The organism is Kitasatospora sp. NPDC094028 (assembly GCF_049543595.1).
GTDB lineage: Bacteria > Actinomycetota > Actinomycetes > Streptomycetales > Streptomycetaceae > Kitasatospora.
On the sequence record NZ_JBMVFA010000004.1, the window covers coordinates 418,770 to 434,984 of the forward strand.

Consider the following 16,215-nt stretch of genomic DNA (forward strand, 5'->3'; position numbering starts at 1 on the left):
CCCGCCCGCCGAGCCCTCCCGGGCGTACGGCGTGCGTTCGTCCCCGGTGCGGTGAGGTGGCGGTGCCCGCCTCGTGTTGATCTCCCCGCTTGACGTGCAGCACCCTGCCAGGGCCTTCTTGGCGCCGACTTGGAGGCGACTTGGAAGCGACTTGGAGCCCGCTTGGAGGGGACTTGGAGGCTTCTGGGAAACCGGCGCCGACCTGCGCGGATGCGAATGCCCCCAAAGAGTGACGGGGGGATTGACTGGCATATTCATGTCAATCCAATGGCCGGGACAGGACACGGTGAACGCGTGCTTCCGCGGCTGATCCGCCGCATGCCCCGGCCGACCGTTCGACGCCTCAGGGTCGACGGTCGGCCACGCCCCGGCCCCCGTACCGGGCGGGCCTGTGAATCAGCACCGGCCGGCGACCGGCTCTCCTCGCAGGATCGTGCCGAACAACTGCTGCAACTCGGCGCCGGGATCGACGCCGTACTCCTCCGCCAGGGTCCGGCGGGTGCGGTGGTAGGCCTCGATCGCCTCGGCCCGCCGCCCGGACCGGTACAGGGCCTTCATCAGGAGCCAGCTGAACCGCTCCCGGGTCGGGAACCGCTTGGTCAGCGCCGGAAGTTCGGCCGCGATCACCGAGAAGTCGCGCTCCTCGGCCAGTTCGGCCTCCCACAGGCTCTCCAGCGCCAGGAGCCGCAGCTCCTCGAACCGCGACGCCGCCTGCGCACCCAGCGCGTAGTCGCTCACCTCGGGGAACGCCGGGCCGCGCCACAGGGCCAGCGCGCCGGCCAGCGTCAGACTCGCCTGCCGGTGCGCCCCGGACTGCAACTGCCGGCGGCCCTGGTACAGCAGCCGCTCGAAGCAGACCGCGTCGATGCAGTCCGCCTCCACCGCGAGCACGTAGCCGGCCGGTTCGCGGCGCAGCACGGTGTCCCGGCTGCGCGGCTGCCGGTTCGGTTCCAGGATCCGCCGGAGGTTGGAGACGTAGCTGTGCAGGTTCGCCATCACGTCGTTGGGCGGATTCCGGGGCCAGACGGCCTCGCTGAGCTGTTCCGGCGTGACCGGCTGGCCGGGCGTCAGCAGAAGGGCCGTCAAAACCGCCCGCTGCCGGGCCGAGCCCGGATTCACCGGGATTCCGTCGGCCCAAACTCCCAGCGGACCGAGCACGTTGAATTGGTTTGCGTGAACCTCCGCCACAAGTCACCCCCAAGTACCGAAGAAACGTGGTCGACCGTGCACCGGAAACGCTCCCGGTGCCGACAACGCCCCGGGGAGTCGAACAGGTCCTCGCACGGTAGGTGACAGCGTACTTGCAAAACGTTGCGAGAGAAGGTCTGGATACCGGGGGCTTGCGTTGGTATGGCAGATGAACGGGCAGGTGTGGCGGGGTGGTTCAACCGCTCGGTCCCGAGGCTGGTGTGACGCGATCTCATCCCTCGGGGACGGGGAGATGTTTGAACGCTGCACGACCTCCGGTTCGGGGGTCCGGGCCCGCCGGGCCAACGCCGGTTCGGGGAGCGGGAATCCGGCCAATTCCCGGCCCGGGCGCAGGTCGGAGCGGGCGTCGGCGGGGGGCGTTTTTCGGTCGATTCCCGATCCGGGCGGCGGGTTTTGATGCGGGAATTTTCCGTGATTCAGGGTTTCGACTCCGTGGATTCGGTGAATGGGTGTGCTCGGGTCGCGGCCCGAAGATCGAGTACGTCGTGGTGTGCCCCGGCGCGCCGGCGGGCGTGCGCGGTGGCGCATGCGGTGGCGCATGTGCTCCGGTGCGTGCGGCGGCGGCGGCCGGTGGCGGCCCGCCCGTCGTGCGCCGGGGAACGGATTTCCCATCCCGGCGACTTCCCCGTACTGTGGTGTTCACCGACGCGGGGTGGAGCAGCTCGGTAGCTCGCTGGGCTCATAACCCAGAGGTCGCAGGTTCAAATCCTGTCCCCGCTACTGCTGAGAGCCGGGGTCGGCGCATCGTGCGCCGGCCCCGGCTCTCTTGTTGTGTCCTCACGTCGTTTGTACGTCGTCTGTACGTCGTCTGTCACCGAAGGATCCGAGGCCGGTCGGGCATGTCCGTGTTCACGAAGCGCAGCAAGGTCCGGCTGTCCCGACACCGCGTGCTGGAGAGCCCGTTCGGGCAGATCCGGATCGACTACGACCGCTGGCCCGCGGCCGTCGCGCGGATGACCGGGGCCGGGATCCCCACCGTCACCATGGCGCTCGACCGGCAGCACGGCGCGCTGAACGTCGGCGGACAGTCCGTGCCCACCCACGAGGGCAACACCGAATGGGACCCCAGGCGCCGGGCCAACACCCGCACCGCCCTGGTCGGCGGACGCCGCTACGAGCTGCGGCCGACCGGGCTGTGCCGGGCCGAACTCCGGCGCGACGAGCGGGTCATCGGGCACGCGCGCGGCACCCTGCGCTCGTACGGGCCCGGCGGCGGCATCCCGGGCATCGACGCCGAGCTGACCTGGTCGCCCGGCGTCGACCCCACCGATGTGGCGGTCGGCCAGGCCATGGTGCTCACCTTCGGCGCCGGCGCCCCGGGCGCGCTGCAGCGGATCCTGCTGTTCTGGGTCGACAACTCCGGCACCCGCTGAGGCGGTCGGCGCCGCCGCGGGGGCGGGCCGCTCAGGCCCGCCCGCCGGTGCGGGCGGCCGCCACCGGCGGCGCCGGAGCCTGCGCCGCGACGAGCAGCCGGTGGCCGAGCGACGTGCAGCTGTGCCGCACCGCCCGTCCGGCCCGCGCCGTGCTCACCAGCCCGGCCCGTCGCAGCGCGCGGGCGTGCTCGGAGGCGCTGGCCACCGAGATGCCCAGCTCGTGCGCGAGCCGGCTGGTGGTCGGCTCCCGCAGTGTCGCCCGCAGGACGGCCGCGCGGGTGCGCCCGAGCAGCGCCGCGGCCGGGTCGTCCGGGTCCGCGCCCGGGGCCGGCGCCTCCCCGGTGAGGTGCGGCAGCGGGGTCAGCGCCGGGTAGAGCAGCAGCAGCGAGCCGTCCGGCAGCGTCCCGCACAGCGGCTCCCCGGTCCACTGCGCGGACGGCAGCAGGAGCACGCCGCCGCCCTCCAGCCGGTACTCCGCCTCCCGGGCGATCGGGATCTCCAGGGTGGCCCCGCGCCACCGGCTGCCCGGGTGGAGGCCCGCCAGCATGCCGCGCAGCCCCTGCTCGCGCTGCACCTGCCCGCGCCAGGCGAGGTCGGTGTCGAAGCCGGCGCGCAGCCGCGGCCAGACGGTGTCGACGAGCGCGGCGTGGCAGGCGCGCAGGCTGCTCTCCAGGTGCTGCCAGGCCTGCCGGTCCTCGTTCGCCAGGCCGTGCATCAGCGGGGTGACGGGCAGTCCGTTGCGGCAGATGCGGGCGAGTTCGCTGCGGACCAGGGTGTTGGTGGCGGAGCGCACCAGCTCCAGGCCGCCCTCCAGGTCGGTGCTGAGCGGGTCGAGGAAGAACGGGCCGGCGCCGGTCGGCGGGACGAGCCCGGTCAGCGGCGCGACGGACCGTGCCAGGGAGCGGGCGGCCGGGCCGCCGGGGGCGCGGTGCCGCCGGGCGGACAGTGACTCCGCGTCCCGCCGCTGCAGCATGGCGACGGCCAGTTCGAGCTCCATCAGCGGTGCCGGCCCGGGCGCGAACCGGGTGTCGAGCAGGTCCTCGGCCGTGAAGCGGATCCGCAGCACCGCGCCCCACCCCTCCCCGTGCGTTCGGCGCCCGTCGCCGTCTGCTCCCAGGCTTTCGGCTCCGATGCTTTCGGCCCCGGCCGAAAGCATCGCGCCGGCGCCGCCACCGTCCGACGATACCCAGTGCGCGGTCGGGAGGGCAGGGGCGTGCACGCCCCCCCCGTCCGGCCGCCCGACTCCCAGGAGGACCGATGCGCACACCCACGTTCCGTACCCGACCGGCCGCCCTCGCCGCCGCCCTCGCGGCGGCCGTCCTGCTGCTGGCCGCCCCGGCCGCGCAGGCCGACGACGACCAGGGCTGGCAGCCCTACCGCAATCACGACACCGACGCGCCCGCCGGGGCGGTCTGCCCGTTCCACCTGCACATCACCGTCGTGACCGACGAGGAGGAGACCAAGACCGTCGCCCGCTACCCGGACGGCTCGCCCGCCAAGGTGCTGTGGCGGGGGCCGCTGGTGCTGCGCTACACGAACGTGGACACCGGCGCCCAGGCCGAGCGCGACCAGAGCGGCAAGGCGACCGAGTACGTCGGGCCGGACGGCAGCACGCTGTGGACCGTCCCGAAGAACTCGCACATCTCCGCCAGGATCCATCCCGGCAACCCGTACCACCCGGCCGGCGCCTACGTGTTCAGCGGCGGCGCGGTGCTGCTGGATCACCCGGACCACCAGGTCGAGGTGCTGGTCCAGAACCGGGTGGAGAACCTCTGCGAGACCCTGGCCTGACCGGCCGCCGGGGCCCGCCCGCCGCGGGGAGGCGGGTGTGCCCCGGCCACCGTCCGGGGCCGGGGCGACGGCCCGTACGATCGGGTCCCATGACCGGAAAGCCCAAGCGCCCCAGGGAACTCGACCACCCGATCAGGGACGTCCAGGCGTACCTGTCCGGCCGCGGCGGACTGCGCCCATTCGCCGTCGCCTCGGCCGACTTCGAACCCCTTCCGCCCGGCCGGGACCGCGAGCTGCCGTTCGAGTTCGTCAACGAGGTGCCCGCCGCGGAGCTGCCGCCGGAGTTCGGGGCCGCCTTCGGCGAGGGCGTGCTGACCCGGCTGCGGGCCTGGTCCCGGGGCGGCACGCTGCCCTGGGCGCTGCGGGTGCGGCTGCGCCGGGCCCACTGGCGGGCGGGGGAGTCGACGGCGGCGGGCTTCGCGGCGGCCGGGGAGGCGGCGGTGTACGAGTTCGACGAGTCCGTCGCCGAGGGCACCGGACCGCGCCGACTGGTCACCCTGCCGCTCACCGGGCGGCGGGCGGAAGACGCGACCGCCCCCGGCCGGGACGTGCACGTCCGGCTGGTCAAGCCCTGGATGTGCGGCCACTACGCCGTCGCCACCGCCGAGTTCACCCCGCTGCCCGCCGACGCGGACGAGCTCTTCGAGTTCGTCCTCGACGTCCCCGACGACCGCCTCCCGACGCCCTACGCCGAGGCCTTCGAACGCGGCCTGCGGGAGGGGCTCTACGCCCACGGCGACGGGCGGCGGCCGGTCCGGGCCTTCCGGGTCCGGCTGCACGACGCCCGGTGGCACGAGGTGGACTCCAACGAGCTGATCTTCGGCGTCGCCGGCCGCCGGGCCGCCGAGGAAGCCCTCGGGCCGTCGCCGGACGGGCCCAGCGGGCCGATCGGGCCGATCGGGTCGGAGGGCCGGGGGTGATCCGCTGTCGCCCGTCGGGTCAGACCGTCTCCAGCTTCCGGACCGCCGCGGCGAGGGCGTCCGCGGTGCGGCGCACGTCCGCCTCGGTGGTGCGCCAGTTGCTGAAGGCCGCGCGCAGGGCGGGCAGGCCGGCGTAGCGGGTGGGGGTGAGGAAGGCGTCCCCGGACAGCTCGGCGGTGAGGGCGGCGAGGCGTTCGGGCGTCGGGTCGGCGGCGAGGGTGAAGCAGACCACGTTCAGCCGGACCGGCGCGAGCAGGCGCAGCCCCTCGGTCGCCGTGACGGCCTCGCCGAGGGCCCGGGCGCCGGTGACGCAGCGCTCGACGATCTCCCGGTGGCCGTCCCGGCCGTAGGCGCGCAGGGTGAACCAGGCGGCCAGCGCGCGCAGCCGGTGCGAGTTCTCCGGGGTGAGGTGGACCAGGTCGGGGTGCTCGCCCAGGGGTCCGAGGTAGGCGGCCGCGTTCTGGAAGACCTTCGCCTGCAGGTCGCGGCGGCGGGTGAACTGGACGGCGCTGTCGTAGGGCACGTTGAGCCACTTGTGCAGGTCCACGCAGACCGAGTCGGCCAAGTCCAGGCCGGCCACCAGCTCGGCGTGTTCCGGCGACAGCGCGGCGAAGGCGCCGAAGGCGGCGTCGACGTGCAGCCAGAACCCGTACCGGTCCCGGAGCCTCGCGATCGCGCGCAGGTCGTCGAAGTCGACGGTGTTCACGGTGCCCGCGTTCGCCACCACGATGCACGGGCCCCCGGCCTCGGCCAGGGCCCGCTCCAGCGCGGCCAGGTCCACCGCCTCCCGGTCGGGCAGCGTGCCGACCGCGGTCAGCGCGGAGCGGCCCAGGCCCAGCACGGAGAGCGCCTTGGCCACGCTGGAATGCGCACTGCCGGACAGCACCCGCACCCGGCCCAGCGCGCCGACCCCCGCCTCGGCCACGTCCACCCCGAGCCGCTCGCCCAGCCACTCGCGGCCGACCGCCAGGCCGACGGTGTTGGACATGGTCGCGCCGCTGACGAAGGTGCCGGAGTGCGCGTCGGAGAGCCCGAACAGCTCGCGCAGCCAGCCGACCGCCTCCCGCTCCAGGTCCTGGCCGGCCGGATCCAGCGAGGAGTTGGAGTTCTGGTCGGCGGTGGCCGTCAGCCAGTCCCCGGCCAGCGCGGCCGGTGTCGCGCCGCCGGTGACGAACCCGAAGTAGCGCGGCCCGGCACTCGCCGACAGCCGTGGCTGCCAGCGCTCGGCGAACTCCGCCAGCGCCGCCCGCAGGCCGCCGCCCGCCGTGCTCAGCGCCTCCGGAGTCGGCCGGTCGGGCTGCCGCGGCACCACGGGCCGGTCCGCGAGCCCGGCGAGGAAGCCGACCGCCTGCTGCCGGGTCTGCTCCAGCAGGGCGGGCAACTGGTCGAGGTCGGCGGCGAGTTCGGCGTGCATGAGGGTTCTCCGTTGATCGTTGGTGCCTCCGAGGCTATCGGGGTACGGCCGCGCCGTCCCAGGCCAATTCGATCGGATTGGCCTGCTCGGCCGTCCGGGGAGCCCGCCCGGGTACGAACGGGCTCCCGGGCGTCCGGGCCGGTGGCGGTCACGGCCGCCGGATCACCGGGTGGTGTGCGCGGAGCCGCCCTGCTCGACACCACCCCACTCGACACCGTCCTGCCCCGAACCGCCCTGCTCGATCTGGTGGATGAGCCGCTTGAGCTGGGCGACCTCGTCGCGGAGGGCGCGGTCGCCGGCCGGGGTGAGGGAGAGCCAGGTGCGGGCACGCCTGCCCTCGTAGCCCTTCTCGATCTCGACCAGTCCGGCCTTCTCCAGGACGGCCAGGTGCTGGCTGAGGTTCCCGGCGGTGAGGCCGAGCGTCGTGCGCAGGAAGCCGAACTCGGCCCGGCGGGCCTGGTGGGCGACGGTGAGGATGCCGAGGCGGACGCGCTGGTGGACGACGTCGTCCAGGCCGGTGGCCGGGTGCGGGTCGTGCTGATCGGTCGTCACGTGGCGCGCCGCCGGGGCCGTTGGGCGAGGCCGAAGCCGAGCGCGCCGAACAGCAGGAGCGCGCCCGGGACGGCGAACCGGGGGAGCGCCGACCAGGGGGAGGTGGCGGCGATCCCGGCCCAGCCGGTGGGGAGCGGCGCCAGCTCGATGGCCAGATACGCGGCGGTGAGCAGCGCCAGGGCGGGGCTGCGTTCCACCCAGGACAGCACCAGCAGCGGCAGCCCGACGGCCACGGCGCCCCCGGTGAGCCGTTCGAGGAACTCGGTCGACCCGGCGGCGGGGTCGAGGTGCAGGCCCCAGAAGTCGACCGGGCCGCCGGGCCGCGGCATCCCGTCGCGCACGGTCCAGAGCGTGGTGGCGGCCACGAGGCCGACCAGGACGACCCCGGTGACGACGTACGGCCGGACCGGCGTGCCGACGCCGCGGCGTCGGGAGCGGCGGAGGTAGAAGGAGGCCGTCGCGGCGTAGGCCAGGGCGAGCCCGACCGGCCAGTAGACCGGCGAGCCCTGGCTGACCAGCGTGCAGCCGTCGCCCGCCGGGCAGGGCGCGGTCTCGACCTTGAAGGTCAGCCGGCCGACCAGGATCCCGCCCAGCGTGAGCGCGCCCAGCAGCAGGAGCGGGAACCAGGTGCCGCGCTGCGCGGCCCGGACCTTGCGGGTCAAGTCGCCTAATCCGGCGAGGACTTCACGAGGGGTGCCCGGCGAGGGCAGCGATGCGTCTGTCATGCAGTCAGCTTTGCATCACAAACCTGTTGTGGCAAGAGAGTCCGACGCCTCGGGCCGCGCTACGCCCCGGCCTGCTGGTAGAGCGTCACCAGCAGGCCGTGCACCGGCTCGCCCTCCGGATCCTCCTCCGTCCCGTCGACCAGCGCGGTCAGCGCCTCGGCCAGCCGCGCCGCCTTGGCCGGACCGAGCCGGAGGTGGCGCAGCGTCAGGACGTGGTCGGCGGGGGAGCGGTCCAACTCCTGGGCGACGGCGCCGAACAGCGCGGCCGTGCCCTCGGCCCGCGGCTCGTCGACGAGGAGCCGCTCCGCCGTCCGCCGGTAGTACTTCTCGGTGCCGCCGCGCACCCGCCGCGTGCCCGCGTCCTGGACCAGCCCCGCTTCGCACAACACCCGGAGGTGGTGGGAGACGCTGCCCTTGTTCGCGCCCAGCTGTGCGGCGAGCCGGCTGATCGTCGACGGCCGGCTGCTCAGGGCGAAGAGCAGGCGTTGGCGCATGGGGTGGGCGAGTGCGGTGTGCTGCAGGGATGTGGTGATCTGCTGGACGCTGTCGTCTGATTGGTGGCTCACCAGATCAAGCGTTAAGTACGTTTGACGCTTTGGCAAGCCGCTGGTCTACTCCCTCCCATGACTTCCACCACCTCGTCCCCAGCGCTGGACACCCTCGCCGTCGTCGAGTCGATCGCCGACCTGGTCCGCGAGCACTACGTCTTCCCCGACACCGCCCGGGAACTGGCCGACCTGCTGCGCCGCCGCAGCGCCGAAGGCTCCTACCGGGCCGAATCCGCCCAGGAGTTGGCCGAACAGGTCACCGCGGACCTGCGCTCCGTCAACGGCGACCAGCACCTGGCCCTCACCCACCACGAGATGCCGGTGCCGACCGACCGCGGCTCGGCCGTACTCGCCTCGATGCGGCGGGACTTCGACGCCTCCCTGGGCGGCGTCCCCCGGGTGGAACTCCTCGACGGCGGCGTCGCCGTCCTGGAGATCGGGCCCAAGATGTTCCCGATCGACTGGGCGGCGCAGCCGCTGACCGCCGCGCTCACCCTGGTGGCCCCCGCCCGCGCCCTCATCCTGGACCTGCGCCGCAACACCGGTGGCGACCCCGGCACGGTCGCCTTCGTCTGCGGCTACCTGCTCGACGGCCGCACCCACCTCATGACCATGCTCTCGCGGCAGGGACAGGTCGCCGAGCAGTCCTGGACACCCCCGTTCGTCCCGGGCGCCCGCTTCGGCGGCACCAAGCCGGTCTACGTGCTGACCAGCGGAAAGACCTTCTCCGCGGGCGAGGAGCTGGCCTACGACCTGCAGCAGCTCGGCCGCGCCCAGGTCGTCGGGGAGACCACCCGCGGCGGCGCCCACCCGCGCGACGGCTGGACGGTGCACCCGCACCTGGAACTCAGCGTGCCCGTCGCCCGCGGGGTCAGCCCGGTCTCCGGCAGCAACTGGGAGGGCACCGGCGTCCGGCCCGACGTCCCGTGCGAGGCCGACACGGCACTCGACCGCGCCCACACCCTGGCCGTGGCGCGCCTGGCCTAGGCCGGCCTCCCGGCCGTCCGGCGAAACTCGCGTGCCCCGGCCCCGGGGCACCCGCGACACTGACGCCATGACCAGTCACCTGCTGCGACCGCGCGCCCTGAAGCCCGGAGACCTCGTCGTGATCGCCGCGCTGTCCGGCCCGCTGCCGGCCGAGTACGAGCCCAACGTCGAGCGGACGGTGGAGGTGCTCGAACGGATGGGATTCCGCGCGCGGCGGGCTCCGCTGCTGCGGGCGGGGCGCCGCCACTGGTGGAGCGCGGCCACCCCGGCGGAGATCGCCGCGGAGCTCAACGGCCTCCTCCGCGACCCCGAGGTGCGCGCGATCGTCGCGAGCGACGGCGGCCAGACGGCGCTCGGCTACCTCGACCTGATCGACACCGACGCGATCACGGCCGACCCCAAGCCGATCCTCGGCTACAGCGACATCTCACTGCTGCACCTGGTGCTCCACGCCCGCACGGGCCTGGTCGGCTTCCACGCCGACATGGCCGTCCCCGGCTTCGGCGGCCACTGGCAGTCCGCACCCGCGCCGCGCCGCGCGGAACTCGAAGCCCTCTACACCAGGCTGCTGACCCGCCCGGAGCCGCTCGGCGCGCTGCCCACGGGCCCGTCCTGGGAGTGCTGGCGCCCCGGCCGCGCCGAAGGCCCCCTGCTCGGCGGGGTGATCAACCGCATCGTGCTGGCCCAGGCGACCCGCTACGCGCTGCCACTCGAACGCTTCGACGGCGCGGTGCTCTTCTGGGAGGAGATGGGCGGCCTGGCCTCGCACGTCTGGAGCTACCTGCAGGTGCTGCGCCACAGCGGCATCCTCGACCGGATCGCCGGCATGGTCGTCGGCGTCCCCCGCGACATCACCGGCCTCGAACCCGGCACGTCCCCCACCCTGCGCGACATCGTCCTCGACGCCCTCGCCGACCGCGACATCCCCGTCCTGGGCAACGCCGACTTCGGCCACGCCGGCCCCAACCTCCCCCTGCCCCTCGGCATCCGCACCGCCCTCGACGCCCAGCGGCGGACGCTGTCCCTCCTCGACCCGGCGGTGGAGGGGGTGTAGGGCACCGCAGGGCAGCGAACGTCCGGGCCGGGTTGCCGGGACGGTGCCACATGCGGGCGCAGTCGGTGCCGAACCGGGCCCGGCGTTCCGCGGTCGGAAACTGCCCGCGAGCGCGGTGCCCAGTACGCTGCTGGTGCGGGACGGTGAGCCGAGTGCCCGTGTCTGCCCGGTCTGTGGATCGGGCGCCACCTGCCGGACGATGGACGGCCGGTGGGGCTGCACCGCGTGCACCCAGGCGCTGCCCTTCCGCTGAAAGGCAGGACGGTGTGCCCCCGCTCTCCCGAGGCCCGAGGGGAGCGGGGGCGGTGTCGGTGGGGGTGCGCAGGAGCGGCGCGAAGGTCGGTCGCGACGGCCCGAACCTCCCGCTGCCGCTGGGAGTTCGCGCCTCAGGGCGCCGGGTCCGGGTGGTGAAGGCCCGGGAAGGCGGCGGGTGTTGCCCAGCCGCGGAGGACGGCGGCGGTCGTGGACCGGAACGCGGTGTCGGCCGCGGTGCCGGTGAGGGCGCCGGCGAGTTCGAGGGTCACGAGCCCGTGGAGGGCGACCCACAGGGAGACGGCGATCCGGGTGGTGTCGCCGGTGAGGATGTGGTCGGCCACGGCACGGTCGATCGCCGCGACGAGCGGCCGCACCGGGTCGCGGTCGCCGACGCGGTCGGACGGGACGAAGGACTGCGCGCCACCGAACAGCACCGTGTACAGGTGGCGGTGTTCGCGTCCCCACCGGCGGTACGCCGCGGCCAGCGCGTGCAGATCGTCCAGGGCGGCCGGCGAGCGGGGAACGGCCGTCAGGTCCTGGAACAGGCCGGCGACCGCTCGGTCGCGCACCTCGCGGATCAGTCCGTCCTTGCCCTGGAACAGGGTGTAGACCGCGGCCGTGGACGTTCCGGCGGCGGTGGCCAGGGCGCGGAGCGTGACCGACTCCTGGGGGCGGGTGGCGAACATCTCGGTCGCGCATGTCACGAGCCGTTCTCTGACGGTGTCGTCGTTCGTTCTCGGCCTTCCCATGGGAGCAGTCTACCGGCGCTGCTAACATCGTTTCAAAACGGTGTTTCAAAAAGCTGGGGGAGATCACCATGCGACCGTCCGTCCTACGTTCCTTGCGCCTCACGGGCCGCCTGCTGGCGGCTGCCGCCGCGGTGGTGGGGCTGGTCGCGCTCTTCCTGGCGCTGATCGTCGCCACCGACGGCGCGGGATCGGGGCTCGCCGCGTGGTCCGCGGCCGTCGCGGTCGGGGTCGGCGCGGCGCTGTGGCGGGGCCGCCGCCGCTCCTGGCGGGGCCGGCTGGTGCCGCTCGTGCCGGTGCTCGTCGCGGCGGCCGTGACCCTGTCGGTGTGCGTCCCCACCGTCGCCACGACGCGCCGTCACCCGGCCGCCCTGGCGTTCGTGACCACCGAGCACTGGAGCCTGTCCACCGGCAGCCGGGTCGCGGTCTACCACTACCCGCCCACCGGCGGCGGCCCCCGGCAGCCCGTGCCGCTCGTCTACCTCAACGGCGGCCCGGTGCGCGGCATTTCGGTGCTCGACCACCACTTCCTGCAGCTCCTCGCGGGGCAGGGGTACGACGTGTACGCCTACGAGCAGGCCGGCGGCGGACGCAGCGACCTGCTGCCCATGGACCAGTACTCGATCACCCGGTCCGTCGCCGACCTCGACGCCTTCGCCGGCAAGGTCGGCGAGGTCGGCAGGCTCGGCGCGGGCGCCGATGGCCGCGTCGACGTGCTGGGATTCTCCTCGGGCGCGGTCGTGCTCACCCGCGCGCTGGCCGACCCGGCCGCCGCCGCGCACCTGCGCCGGGTGGTCATCGCGGAGCCGGGCCCGATGGACGGCCCCACCACCCGGATCGCGGGGCAGCAGGGCCGGCCGTCGGCCCGCGACCTCGCGCCGGCCATGGCCGGACCGCGCTCCACGCACGTCCCGCGGTACGCGGTCGCGTTCGGCCTCATGCGGCTCGGGCTGCTCAGCCCCGACAACGGGCTGGTCGGACAGGCGGAGGGCGACAACGCCTTCACCGCCGCCGACCTCGGCAGCGACACCGCGTCCGCCTACTGCGCGCAGGACGCGCAGCGCATCCCGGTCGAGGACACGGCGCTCAACTTCTCCTTCAGCGCCGCCGCCAGCCTCCGCATCCAGCAGACGGTCAAGGACTCCCCCTCCATCGCCGATCGGCTGAGCGGCTCCCGGACGCCCGCGATGCTGATGATCGCCGAGTGCTCCTCCCAGGTCCGGCAGTGGGAGACGGCCGTCCTGGCGAGCGACCCCGCCGTCCAGCGCACCCAGTACCTGCCCGGCGTCGGCCACCGGATGTGGAACGGCCTGGGTGACAACGACCAGCGGGCGGCGGCCGTCATCACCGCGTTCCTCCAGGACAAGCCCGCACCGTTGCCCGACTACCCGACCCGAGCGGACATCCCGGCCTTCCTCCGCGACCACAAGTAGGCGGGCCGGCCCTGAGGTTCGGGTCAGGAGAGGGTGACGTCGTCGTGGTCGTAGTGACCTGCGATTTTGTGGTGTGGAGGGGGCGATGCTGCAGCCGTGTTCGGTGAGCACGCGGCAGATCGGCTCGACGCCGCCGAAGCGGCGCCGGTGCTCGTCGACGAACGCTACGAGCGCCGGTGTGGCCGGTCGAGTTCGGCCGCGAAGAAACTCGCTGCGGCCTTGAGGATCTCGTTGGCGCGCTTGAGTTCGGCGATCTCCTTTTTCATCGCCTTGATCTGCGCGGACTCCTCCGTGGTCGTGCCCGGGCGCTGCCCGGAGTCGACCTGGTCGCGTCGCACCCGGTTGCGCAGGGTCTCGGCGGAGCCGATGCCCAGCTTCTCCGCGACGGCCCGCAGCGCCGCCGACTCGTTCGGGTAGTCACCGAGGACCTCGGCAACCATGCGCACCGCACGACGGCGCAGCTCAGGCGGATAGGAGGAAGGACGTGCAATGACTCGAATCCTTACACGAAATCGAGTCTCCACTGAACCCGGGGCGGTTCACGATGTAGCCCCTGGAGGGCGACGGTGTTCCCGTACCGCCACCCCCGCCCGTTTCAGGCCGCCATATTCATATCGTCACGCTATTTTCTATTTACTTGAATTCACACCAAGACGACCCGTATAACCACCGTATGCGGATCACATTCCGCTCCGGGTCGACTTGAGGACCATCCATGCACATGAACCGGCTCGCCGGCACGCTGCTCGTCGTCTCCAGCACCCTCGCTCTGGCCGCCGCCACCCAACCCGCCCTGGCCGACGGCCGGGGCGCCGACCCGGCCTCGACGCGGCACGCCGCCCCGGCGCTGTCCGGCCCGGCCGCGGGCAGGACCGTCATCGACGTCACCTTCCCCAACCAGATCCCCGGCGTCGGGCAGCACCCGAGTGTGCTCCCGGCGGGCACCAACTCGACCAGGATCACCTACCGCACCAAGGCGTTCACCAACAACGACGGCGGCCAGTGCCTGGACGGCGACCGCAACACCATCCCCAACAACGGAGCCATCGTGCAGCTGTGGAGCTGCAACGGCTGGGACAATCAGAGCTGGTACTGGACGCCTGTCGCAGGCATGCCCGTCGGGTACTACACGCTGCAGAACGGCGAGGCCATGCAGTGCCTGGACGGTGACACCAACACCATCCCCAACAACGGCGCCAAGGTCCAGCTCTGGGCCTGCAACGGCTGGAGCAACCAGACCTGGCTCTGGAACGGCTCCACGCTGCGGAACTCCGACCAGGGGGAATGCCTGGACGGTGACACCAACACCATCGGCAACAACGGCGCCAAGGTCCAGCTCTGGGCCTGCAACGGCTGGAGCAACCAGAGCTGGACGTATCACTGACGCCCCGAGGGCGCGTCAGCCGGCGATCAGCGCGTACCGCTCGTTGTCCACGGCGCGCCCCCAGTCGACAGGTCCACTACGCGGGCCGGCAGGCCCAAGGCGGCCGCCGATTCGGCCAGTCGTGCCGCGCCGACACCGCCGTCCCAGGGCAGCGCGGCCGCGCCCGGCACATAGGACACCGGCTCGGCGGGCTGCCGCCAGCGCCCCTCGATCAGCATCAACCGGCGCAGGGCGCAGCCGTTCGGCCCAGGCGCGCGGGGAGCGATCGCCCGGGCGCGCGACCTGTTCGACCGCTGTCGGCAGCCGTCCCTGGAGGGGGATGACGCCTGGGCGTTTCCGCGTCGGTGCCTCCTGCTGTACCTATCGGGCGCCTACACGGCCCTCGGTGACTCGGCGGAAGCCGGACGGGTCCAGGACGAGGCACTGTTGCTCTACCCTGGCCGAATCGGTATCGACCCGGCGCTGCTGCACCTGGAGCAGGCGATGTGCCTGGCTCGTGAGCACAGTGTCTCGGAAGCGTGCCAGCTCGCCCGCGAGACCTACCTGGCGGTGCCAGCGGACCACCGAACGCAGATCCTCGATGCCCGCGCGGCGGAGATCATCAAGCTGACGCCGGTGAAGGCGCGTCCTCTCGCGGCCCGCGAACTCGGCGAAGCCTCAGGCCGCACCGCTGCCGGCGCGCCCGGTGCACCCGGTGATCCACCCGGGAGGTCACGCGATCCGGTGGCGAGCACTGTGCACCCGGGCCGCTGACTCTTCGAGCACTTCCCGGGCGCCGGCCAGGGTGTGTTCCAACCGGTCTCGCAGGTGCTCGGCGAGTGCGGCGGAGTCCAGTGCGCAGGCAGCGAGCACGAGTTCGAGCGCGGCCGTGCGGCTGGGTCCGAGGCGGGTGCGGACGCCGTCGTGGGCGAGGAGCTCGCGCAGCGCGTAGCCATCGCTGGATTCTTCCGCTCGGTTGGCCAGGTGCTGGATCAGGTACCGGGCGGCGGGTGTGTCGGGCCCGGCGGTGTCGGCAGCGGTCAGCGCGAGGCGGGTGGCGAACACGGCCAGGCCCTGGCCCGGCTCGAAGGCGAGGCAGCGGCCGATGGCGGCCTCGGCGGCGTCCCGGTCGCGGGGGCGGCACAGTGCGGTGAGGACGGCGGTGACGGCGTCTTCCCAGGGCTCTCCCGGTTCGGTGGTGGCCAGCAGGGCGAGGGCGCCGGGCCGGTCGCCGGTGGTGGCCCGGGCGAGGACGGCGACTTGGCGGCCGTCGAGGATGCGTCGGCCGATGCCGCGATGCTCCTCGATGTGACGCAGGGCCTCGCTCCAGCGGCCGGCGGCGGTGAGGGCGCGGGTGCCGTCTGCGATGACGACCTTCCACAACCAGGTGACGACTTCGGCACGTTGTAGCTCTGTCTCGGTGAGGTGGGCAGGGACGGTGATGCCGTCGATCGCCGTCTCGGTGGCGGTGCTGACGGCGCGGTAGAGGTCGAGGAGGAGTCGGTGGCCCTGGCGGTGGAGGCCGGCGCGAACGTGGAGGCGGGCGAGGTTGACGACCGGTTCGAGTCCCCGGATGGCGCTCGCGGCGGGAAGCGGTCCGTGGGTGAGGTAGAGCGCCGAGTGGCGGTGGCACAGCTCGCGGGCGTAGTCGGGCAGGGCGAGGTCGGAGGCGAGGAGGGCGGCTTGATTGAAGACGGCGGACGCCCGGATCGGGTCGGCTTGCCCGGCGGCCGTGTCGGCCAGCTCGCCGAGCCGGCCGACACGGGCGTTCAGGGGCAGGCACGCGGGCCGGGGGCGTGCGACCAGCGGGAAGCGCCGGGCGACGGGGTCGGTCGGGTGCACGCT

At 73.5% G+C, this 16,215-nt stretch carries 18 protein-coding genes and 1 tRNA gene; 9 read left to right on the plus strand and 10 right to left on the minus strand.

From position 1 onward, the window contains the following. Positions 1 to 396: 396 nt before the first annotated feature. On the minus strand, positions 397 to 1,188 hold the full coding sequence (locus ACPC54_RS09520; RefSeq protein ID WP_498963003.1) for an AfsR/SARP family transcriptional regulator: 792 nt from the start codon (positions 1,186 to 1,188) through the stop codon (positions 397 to 399). 667 nt (positions 1,189 to 1,855) lie between these two features. On the opposite strand from ACPC54_RS09520, the gene ACPC54_RS09525 reads away from it, so the two are divergent. Both ACPC54_RS09525 and ACPC54_RS09530 read left to right on the plus strand, forming a co-directional pair. After that, positions 1,856 to 1,929 (plus strand) — tRNA-Met (locus tag ACPC54_RS09525). Positions 1,930 to 2,048: 119 nt separating this feature from the next. Continuing rightward, positions 2,049 to 2,582 carry a hypothetical protein gene (locus tag ACPC54_RS09530; protein ID WP_498963005.1) on the plus strand — a complete coding sequence of 178 codons (534 nt, stop codon included), beginning with the start codon at positions 2,049 to 2,051 and terminating at the stop codon, positions 2,580 to 2,582. A gap of 31 nt (positions 2,583 to 2,613) precedes the next feature. On the opposite strand, the gene ACPC54_RS09535 is transcribed toward ACPC54_RS09530, so the two are convergent. Then, positions 2,614 to 3,648, minus strand: a complete 1,035-nt coding sequence (locus ACPC54_RS09535; RefSeq protein ID WP_498963007.1) for a winged helix-turn-helix domain-containing protein — start codon at positions 3,646 to 3,648, stop codon at positions 2,614 to 2,616. Between the two features lie 191 nt (positions 3,649 to 3,839). Here ACPC54_RS09535 and ACPC54_RS09540 point away from each other — a divergent pair, with 191 nt between their 5' ends. After that, the gene (locus ACPC54_RS09540; protein WP_498963010.1) at positions 3,840 to 4,373 is read left to right on the plus strand and encodes a hypothetical protein; all 534 of its coding nucleotides are present in this window, start codon (positions 3,840 to 3,842) and stop codon (positions 4,371 to 4,373) included. 89 nt (positions 4,374 to 4,462) lie between these two features. After that, positions 4,463 to 5,293 carry a hypothetical protein gene (locus tag ACPC54_RS09545; protein ID WP_498963012.1) on the plus strand — a complete coding sequence of 277 codons (831 nt, stop codon included), beginning with the start codon at positions 4,463 to 4,465 and terminating at the stop codon, positions 5,291 to 5,293. Between the two features lie 19 nt (positions 5,294 to 5,312). Here the strand turns inward: ACPC54_RS09545 and ACPC54_RS09550 are convergent, their stop codons facing one another. The 4 genes from ACPC54_RS09550 to ACPC54_RS09565 all read right to left on the minus strand — a co-directional run bounded on the left by ACPC54_RS09550 (position 5,313) and on the right by ACPC54_RS09565 (position 8,550). Next, positions 5,313 to 6,707 carry a pyridoxal phosphate-dependent decarboxylase family protein gene (locus ACPC54_RS09550; RefSeq protein ID WP_498963014.1) on the minus strand — a complete coding sequence of 465 codons (1,395 nt, stop codon included), beginning with the start codon at positions 6,705 to 6,707 and terminating at the stop codon, positions 5,313 to 5,315. A 162-nt stretch (positions 6,708 to 6,869) separates the two neighbouring features. Further along, positions 6,870 to 7,259, minus strand: a complete 390-nt coding sequence (locus tag ACPC54_RS09555; RefSeq protein ID WP_498963016.1) for a winged helix-turn-helix domain-containing protein — start codon at positions 7,257 to 7,259, stop codon at positions 6,870 to 6,872. Beyond that, entirely contained in the window at positions 7,256 to 7,984 is a 729-nt protein-coding gene (locus ACPC54_RS09560; protein ID WP_498963018.1) for a hypothetical protein, read from the minus strand. Before ACPC54_RS09560 ends, ACPC54_RS09555 begins: the two co-directional genes overlap by 4 nt. A 59-nt stretch (positions 7,985 to 8,043) precedes the next feature. Continuing rightward, positions 8,044 to 8,550 carry an ArsR/SmtB family transcription factor gene (locus ACPC54_RS09565; RefSeq protein WP_498963019.1) on the minus strand — a complete coding sequence of 169 codons (507 nt, stop codon included), beginning with the start codon at positions 8,548 to 8,550 and terminating at the stop codon, positions 8,044 to 8,046. Between the two features lie 57 nt (positions 8,551 to 8,607). Between ACPC54_RS09565 and ACPC54_RS09570 the strand changes: the two genes are divergently transcribed. After that, a complete protein-coding gene (locus tag ACPC54_RS09570) occupies positions 8,608 to 9,519 on the plus strand; it encodes a S41 family peptidase (RefSeq protein ID WP_498963020.1) in 912 nt (303 codons plus the stop codon). Positions 9,520 to 9,586: 67 nt separating this feature from the next. Further along, complete coding sequence (locus ACPC54_RS09575) at positions 9,587 to 10,573, plus strand: S66 peptidase family protein (protein WP_498963022.1); 987 nt, start codon at positions 9,587 to 9,589, stop codon at positions 10,571 to 10,573. A 386-nt stretch (positions 10,574 to 10,959) separates the two neighbouring features. Here the strand turns inward: ACPC54_RS09575 and ACPC54_RS09580 are convergent, their stop codons facing one another. Beyond that, positions 10,960 to 11,577: a TetR-like C-terminal domain-containing protein gene (locus ACPC54_RS09580; RefSeq protein WP_498963024.1), complete on the minus strand. Its 618-nt coding sequence runs from the start codon at positions 11,575 to 11,577 to the stop codon at positions 10,960 to 10,962. 68 nt (positions 11,578 to 11,645) lie between these two features. Between ACPC54_RS09580 and ACPC54_RS09585 the strand changes: the two genes are divergently transcribed. Next, entirely contained in the window at positions 11,646 to 13,007 is a 1,362-nt protein-coding gene (locus ACPC54_RS09585) for an alpha/beta hydrolase (protein WP_498963026.1), read from the plus strand. A 164-nt stretch (positions 13,008 to 13,171) separates the two neighbouring features. On the opposite strand, the gene ACPC54_RS09590 is transcribed toward ACPC54_RS09585, so the two are convergent. Continuing rightward, positions 13,172 to 13,531 carry a transposase gene (locus ACPC54_RS09590; RefSeq protein WP_498963028.1) on the minus strand — a complete coding sequence of 120 codons (360 nt, stop codon included), beginning with the start codon at positions 13,529 to 13,531 and terminating at the stop codon, positions 13,172 to 13,174. Between the two features lie 191 nt (positions 13,532 to 13,722). On the opposite strand from ACPC54_RS09590, the gene ACPC54_RS09595 reads away from it, so the two are divergent. Then, positions 13,723 to 14,391, plus strand: a complete 669-nt coding sequence (locus tag ACPC54_RS09595; protein ID WP_498963030.1) for an RICIN domain-containing protein — start codon at positions 13,723 to 13,725, stop codon at positions 14,389 to 14,391. Between the two features lie 26 nt (positions 14,392 to 14,417). On the opposite strand, the gene ACPC54_RS09600 is transcribed toward ACPC54_RS09595, so the two are convergent. Continuing rightward, positions 14,418 to 14,612, minus strand: a complete 195-nt coding sequence (locus ACPC54_RS09600) for a hypothetical protein (protein WP_498963032.1) — start codon at positions 14,610 to 14,612, stop codon at positions 14,418 to 14,420. Positions 14,613 to 14,817: 205 nt separating this feature from the next. Here ACPC54_RS09600 and ACPC54_RS09605 point away from each other — a divergent pair, with 205 nt between their 5' ends. Further along, on the plus strand, positions 14,818 to 15,144 hold the full coding sequence (locus ACPC54_RS09605) for a hypothetical protein (RefSeq protein WP_498963034.1): 327 nt from the start codon (positions 14,818 to 14,820) through the stop codon (positions 15,142 to 15,144). Here ACPC54_RS09605 and ACPC54_RS09610 read toward each other — a convergent pair. Continuing rightward, positions 15,103 to 16,212 (minus strand): hypothetical protein, encoded by a 1,110-nt coding sequence (locus ACPC54_RS09610; RefSeq protein ID WP_498963036.1) that lies wholly within the window; start codon positions 16,210 to 16,212, stop codon positions 15,103 to 15,105. The two genes, ACPC54_RS09605 and ACPC54_RS09610, sit on opposite strands and share 42 nt — an antisense overlap. Positions 16,213 to 16,215: the final 3 nt, after the last annotated feature.

Bases quoted from the DNA above. Each gene is read 5' to 3' on its own strand.
- ACPC54_RS09530 (WP_498963005.1), top strand. From the start codon at position 2,049: ATGTCCGTGTTCACGAAGCGCAGCAAGGTCCGGCTGTCCCGACACCGC.
- ACPC54_RS09540 (WP_498963010.1), top strand. From the start codon at position 3,840: ATGCGCACACCCACGTTCCGTACCCGACCGGCCGCCCTCGCCGCCGCC.
- ACPC54_RS09545 (WP_498963012.1), top strand. From the start codon at position 4,463: ATGACCGGAAAGCCCAAGCGCCCCAGGGAACTCGACCACCCGATCAGG.
- ACPC54_RS09550 (WP_498963014.1), bottom strand. From the start codon at position 6,707: ATGCACGCCGAACTCGCCGCCGACCTCGACCAGTTGCCCGCCCTGCTG.
- ACPC54_RS09560 (WP_498963018.1), bottom strand. From the start codon at position 7,984: ATGACAGACGCATCGCTGCCCTCGCCGGGCACCCCTCGTGAAGTCCTC.
- ACPC54_RS09570 (WP_498963020.1), top strand. From the start codon at position 8,608: ATGACTTCCACCACCTCGTCCCCAGCGCTGGACACCCTCGCCGTCGTC.
- ACPC54_RS09575 (WP_498963022.1), top strand. From the start codon at position 9,587: ATGACCAGTCACCTGCTGCGACCGCGCGCCCTGAAGCCCGGAGACCTC.
- ACPC54_RS09580 (WP_498963024.1), bottom strand. From the start codon at position 11,577: ATGGGAAGGCCGAGAACGAACGACGACACCGTCAGAGAACGGCTCGTG.
- ACPC54_RS09585 (WP_498963026.1), top strand. From the start codon at position 11,646: ATGCGACCGTCCGTCCTACGTTCCTTGCGCCTCACGGGCCGCCTGCTG.
- ACPC54_RS09595 (WP_498963030.1), top strand. From the start codon at position 13,723: ATGCACATGAACCGGCTCGCCGGCACGCTGCTCGTCGTCTCCAGCACC.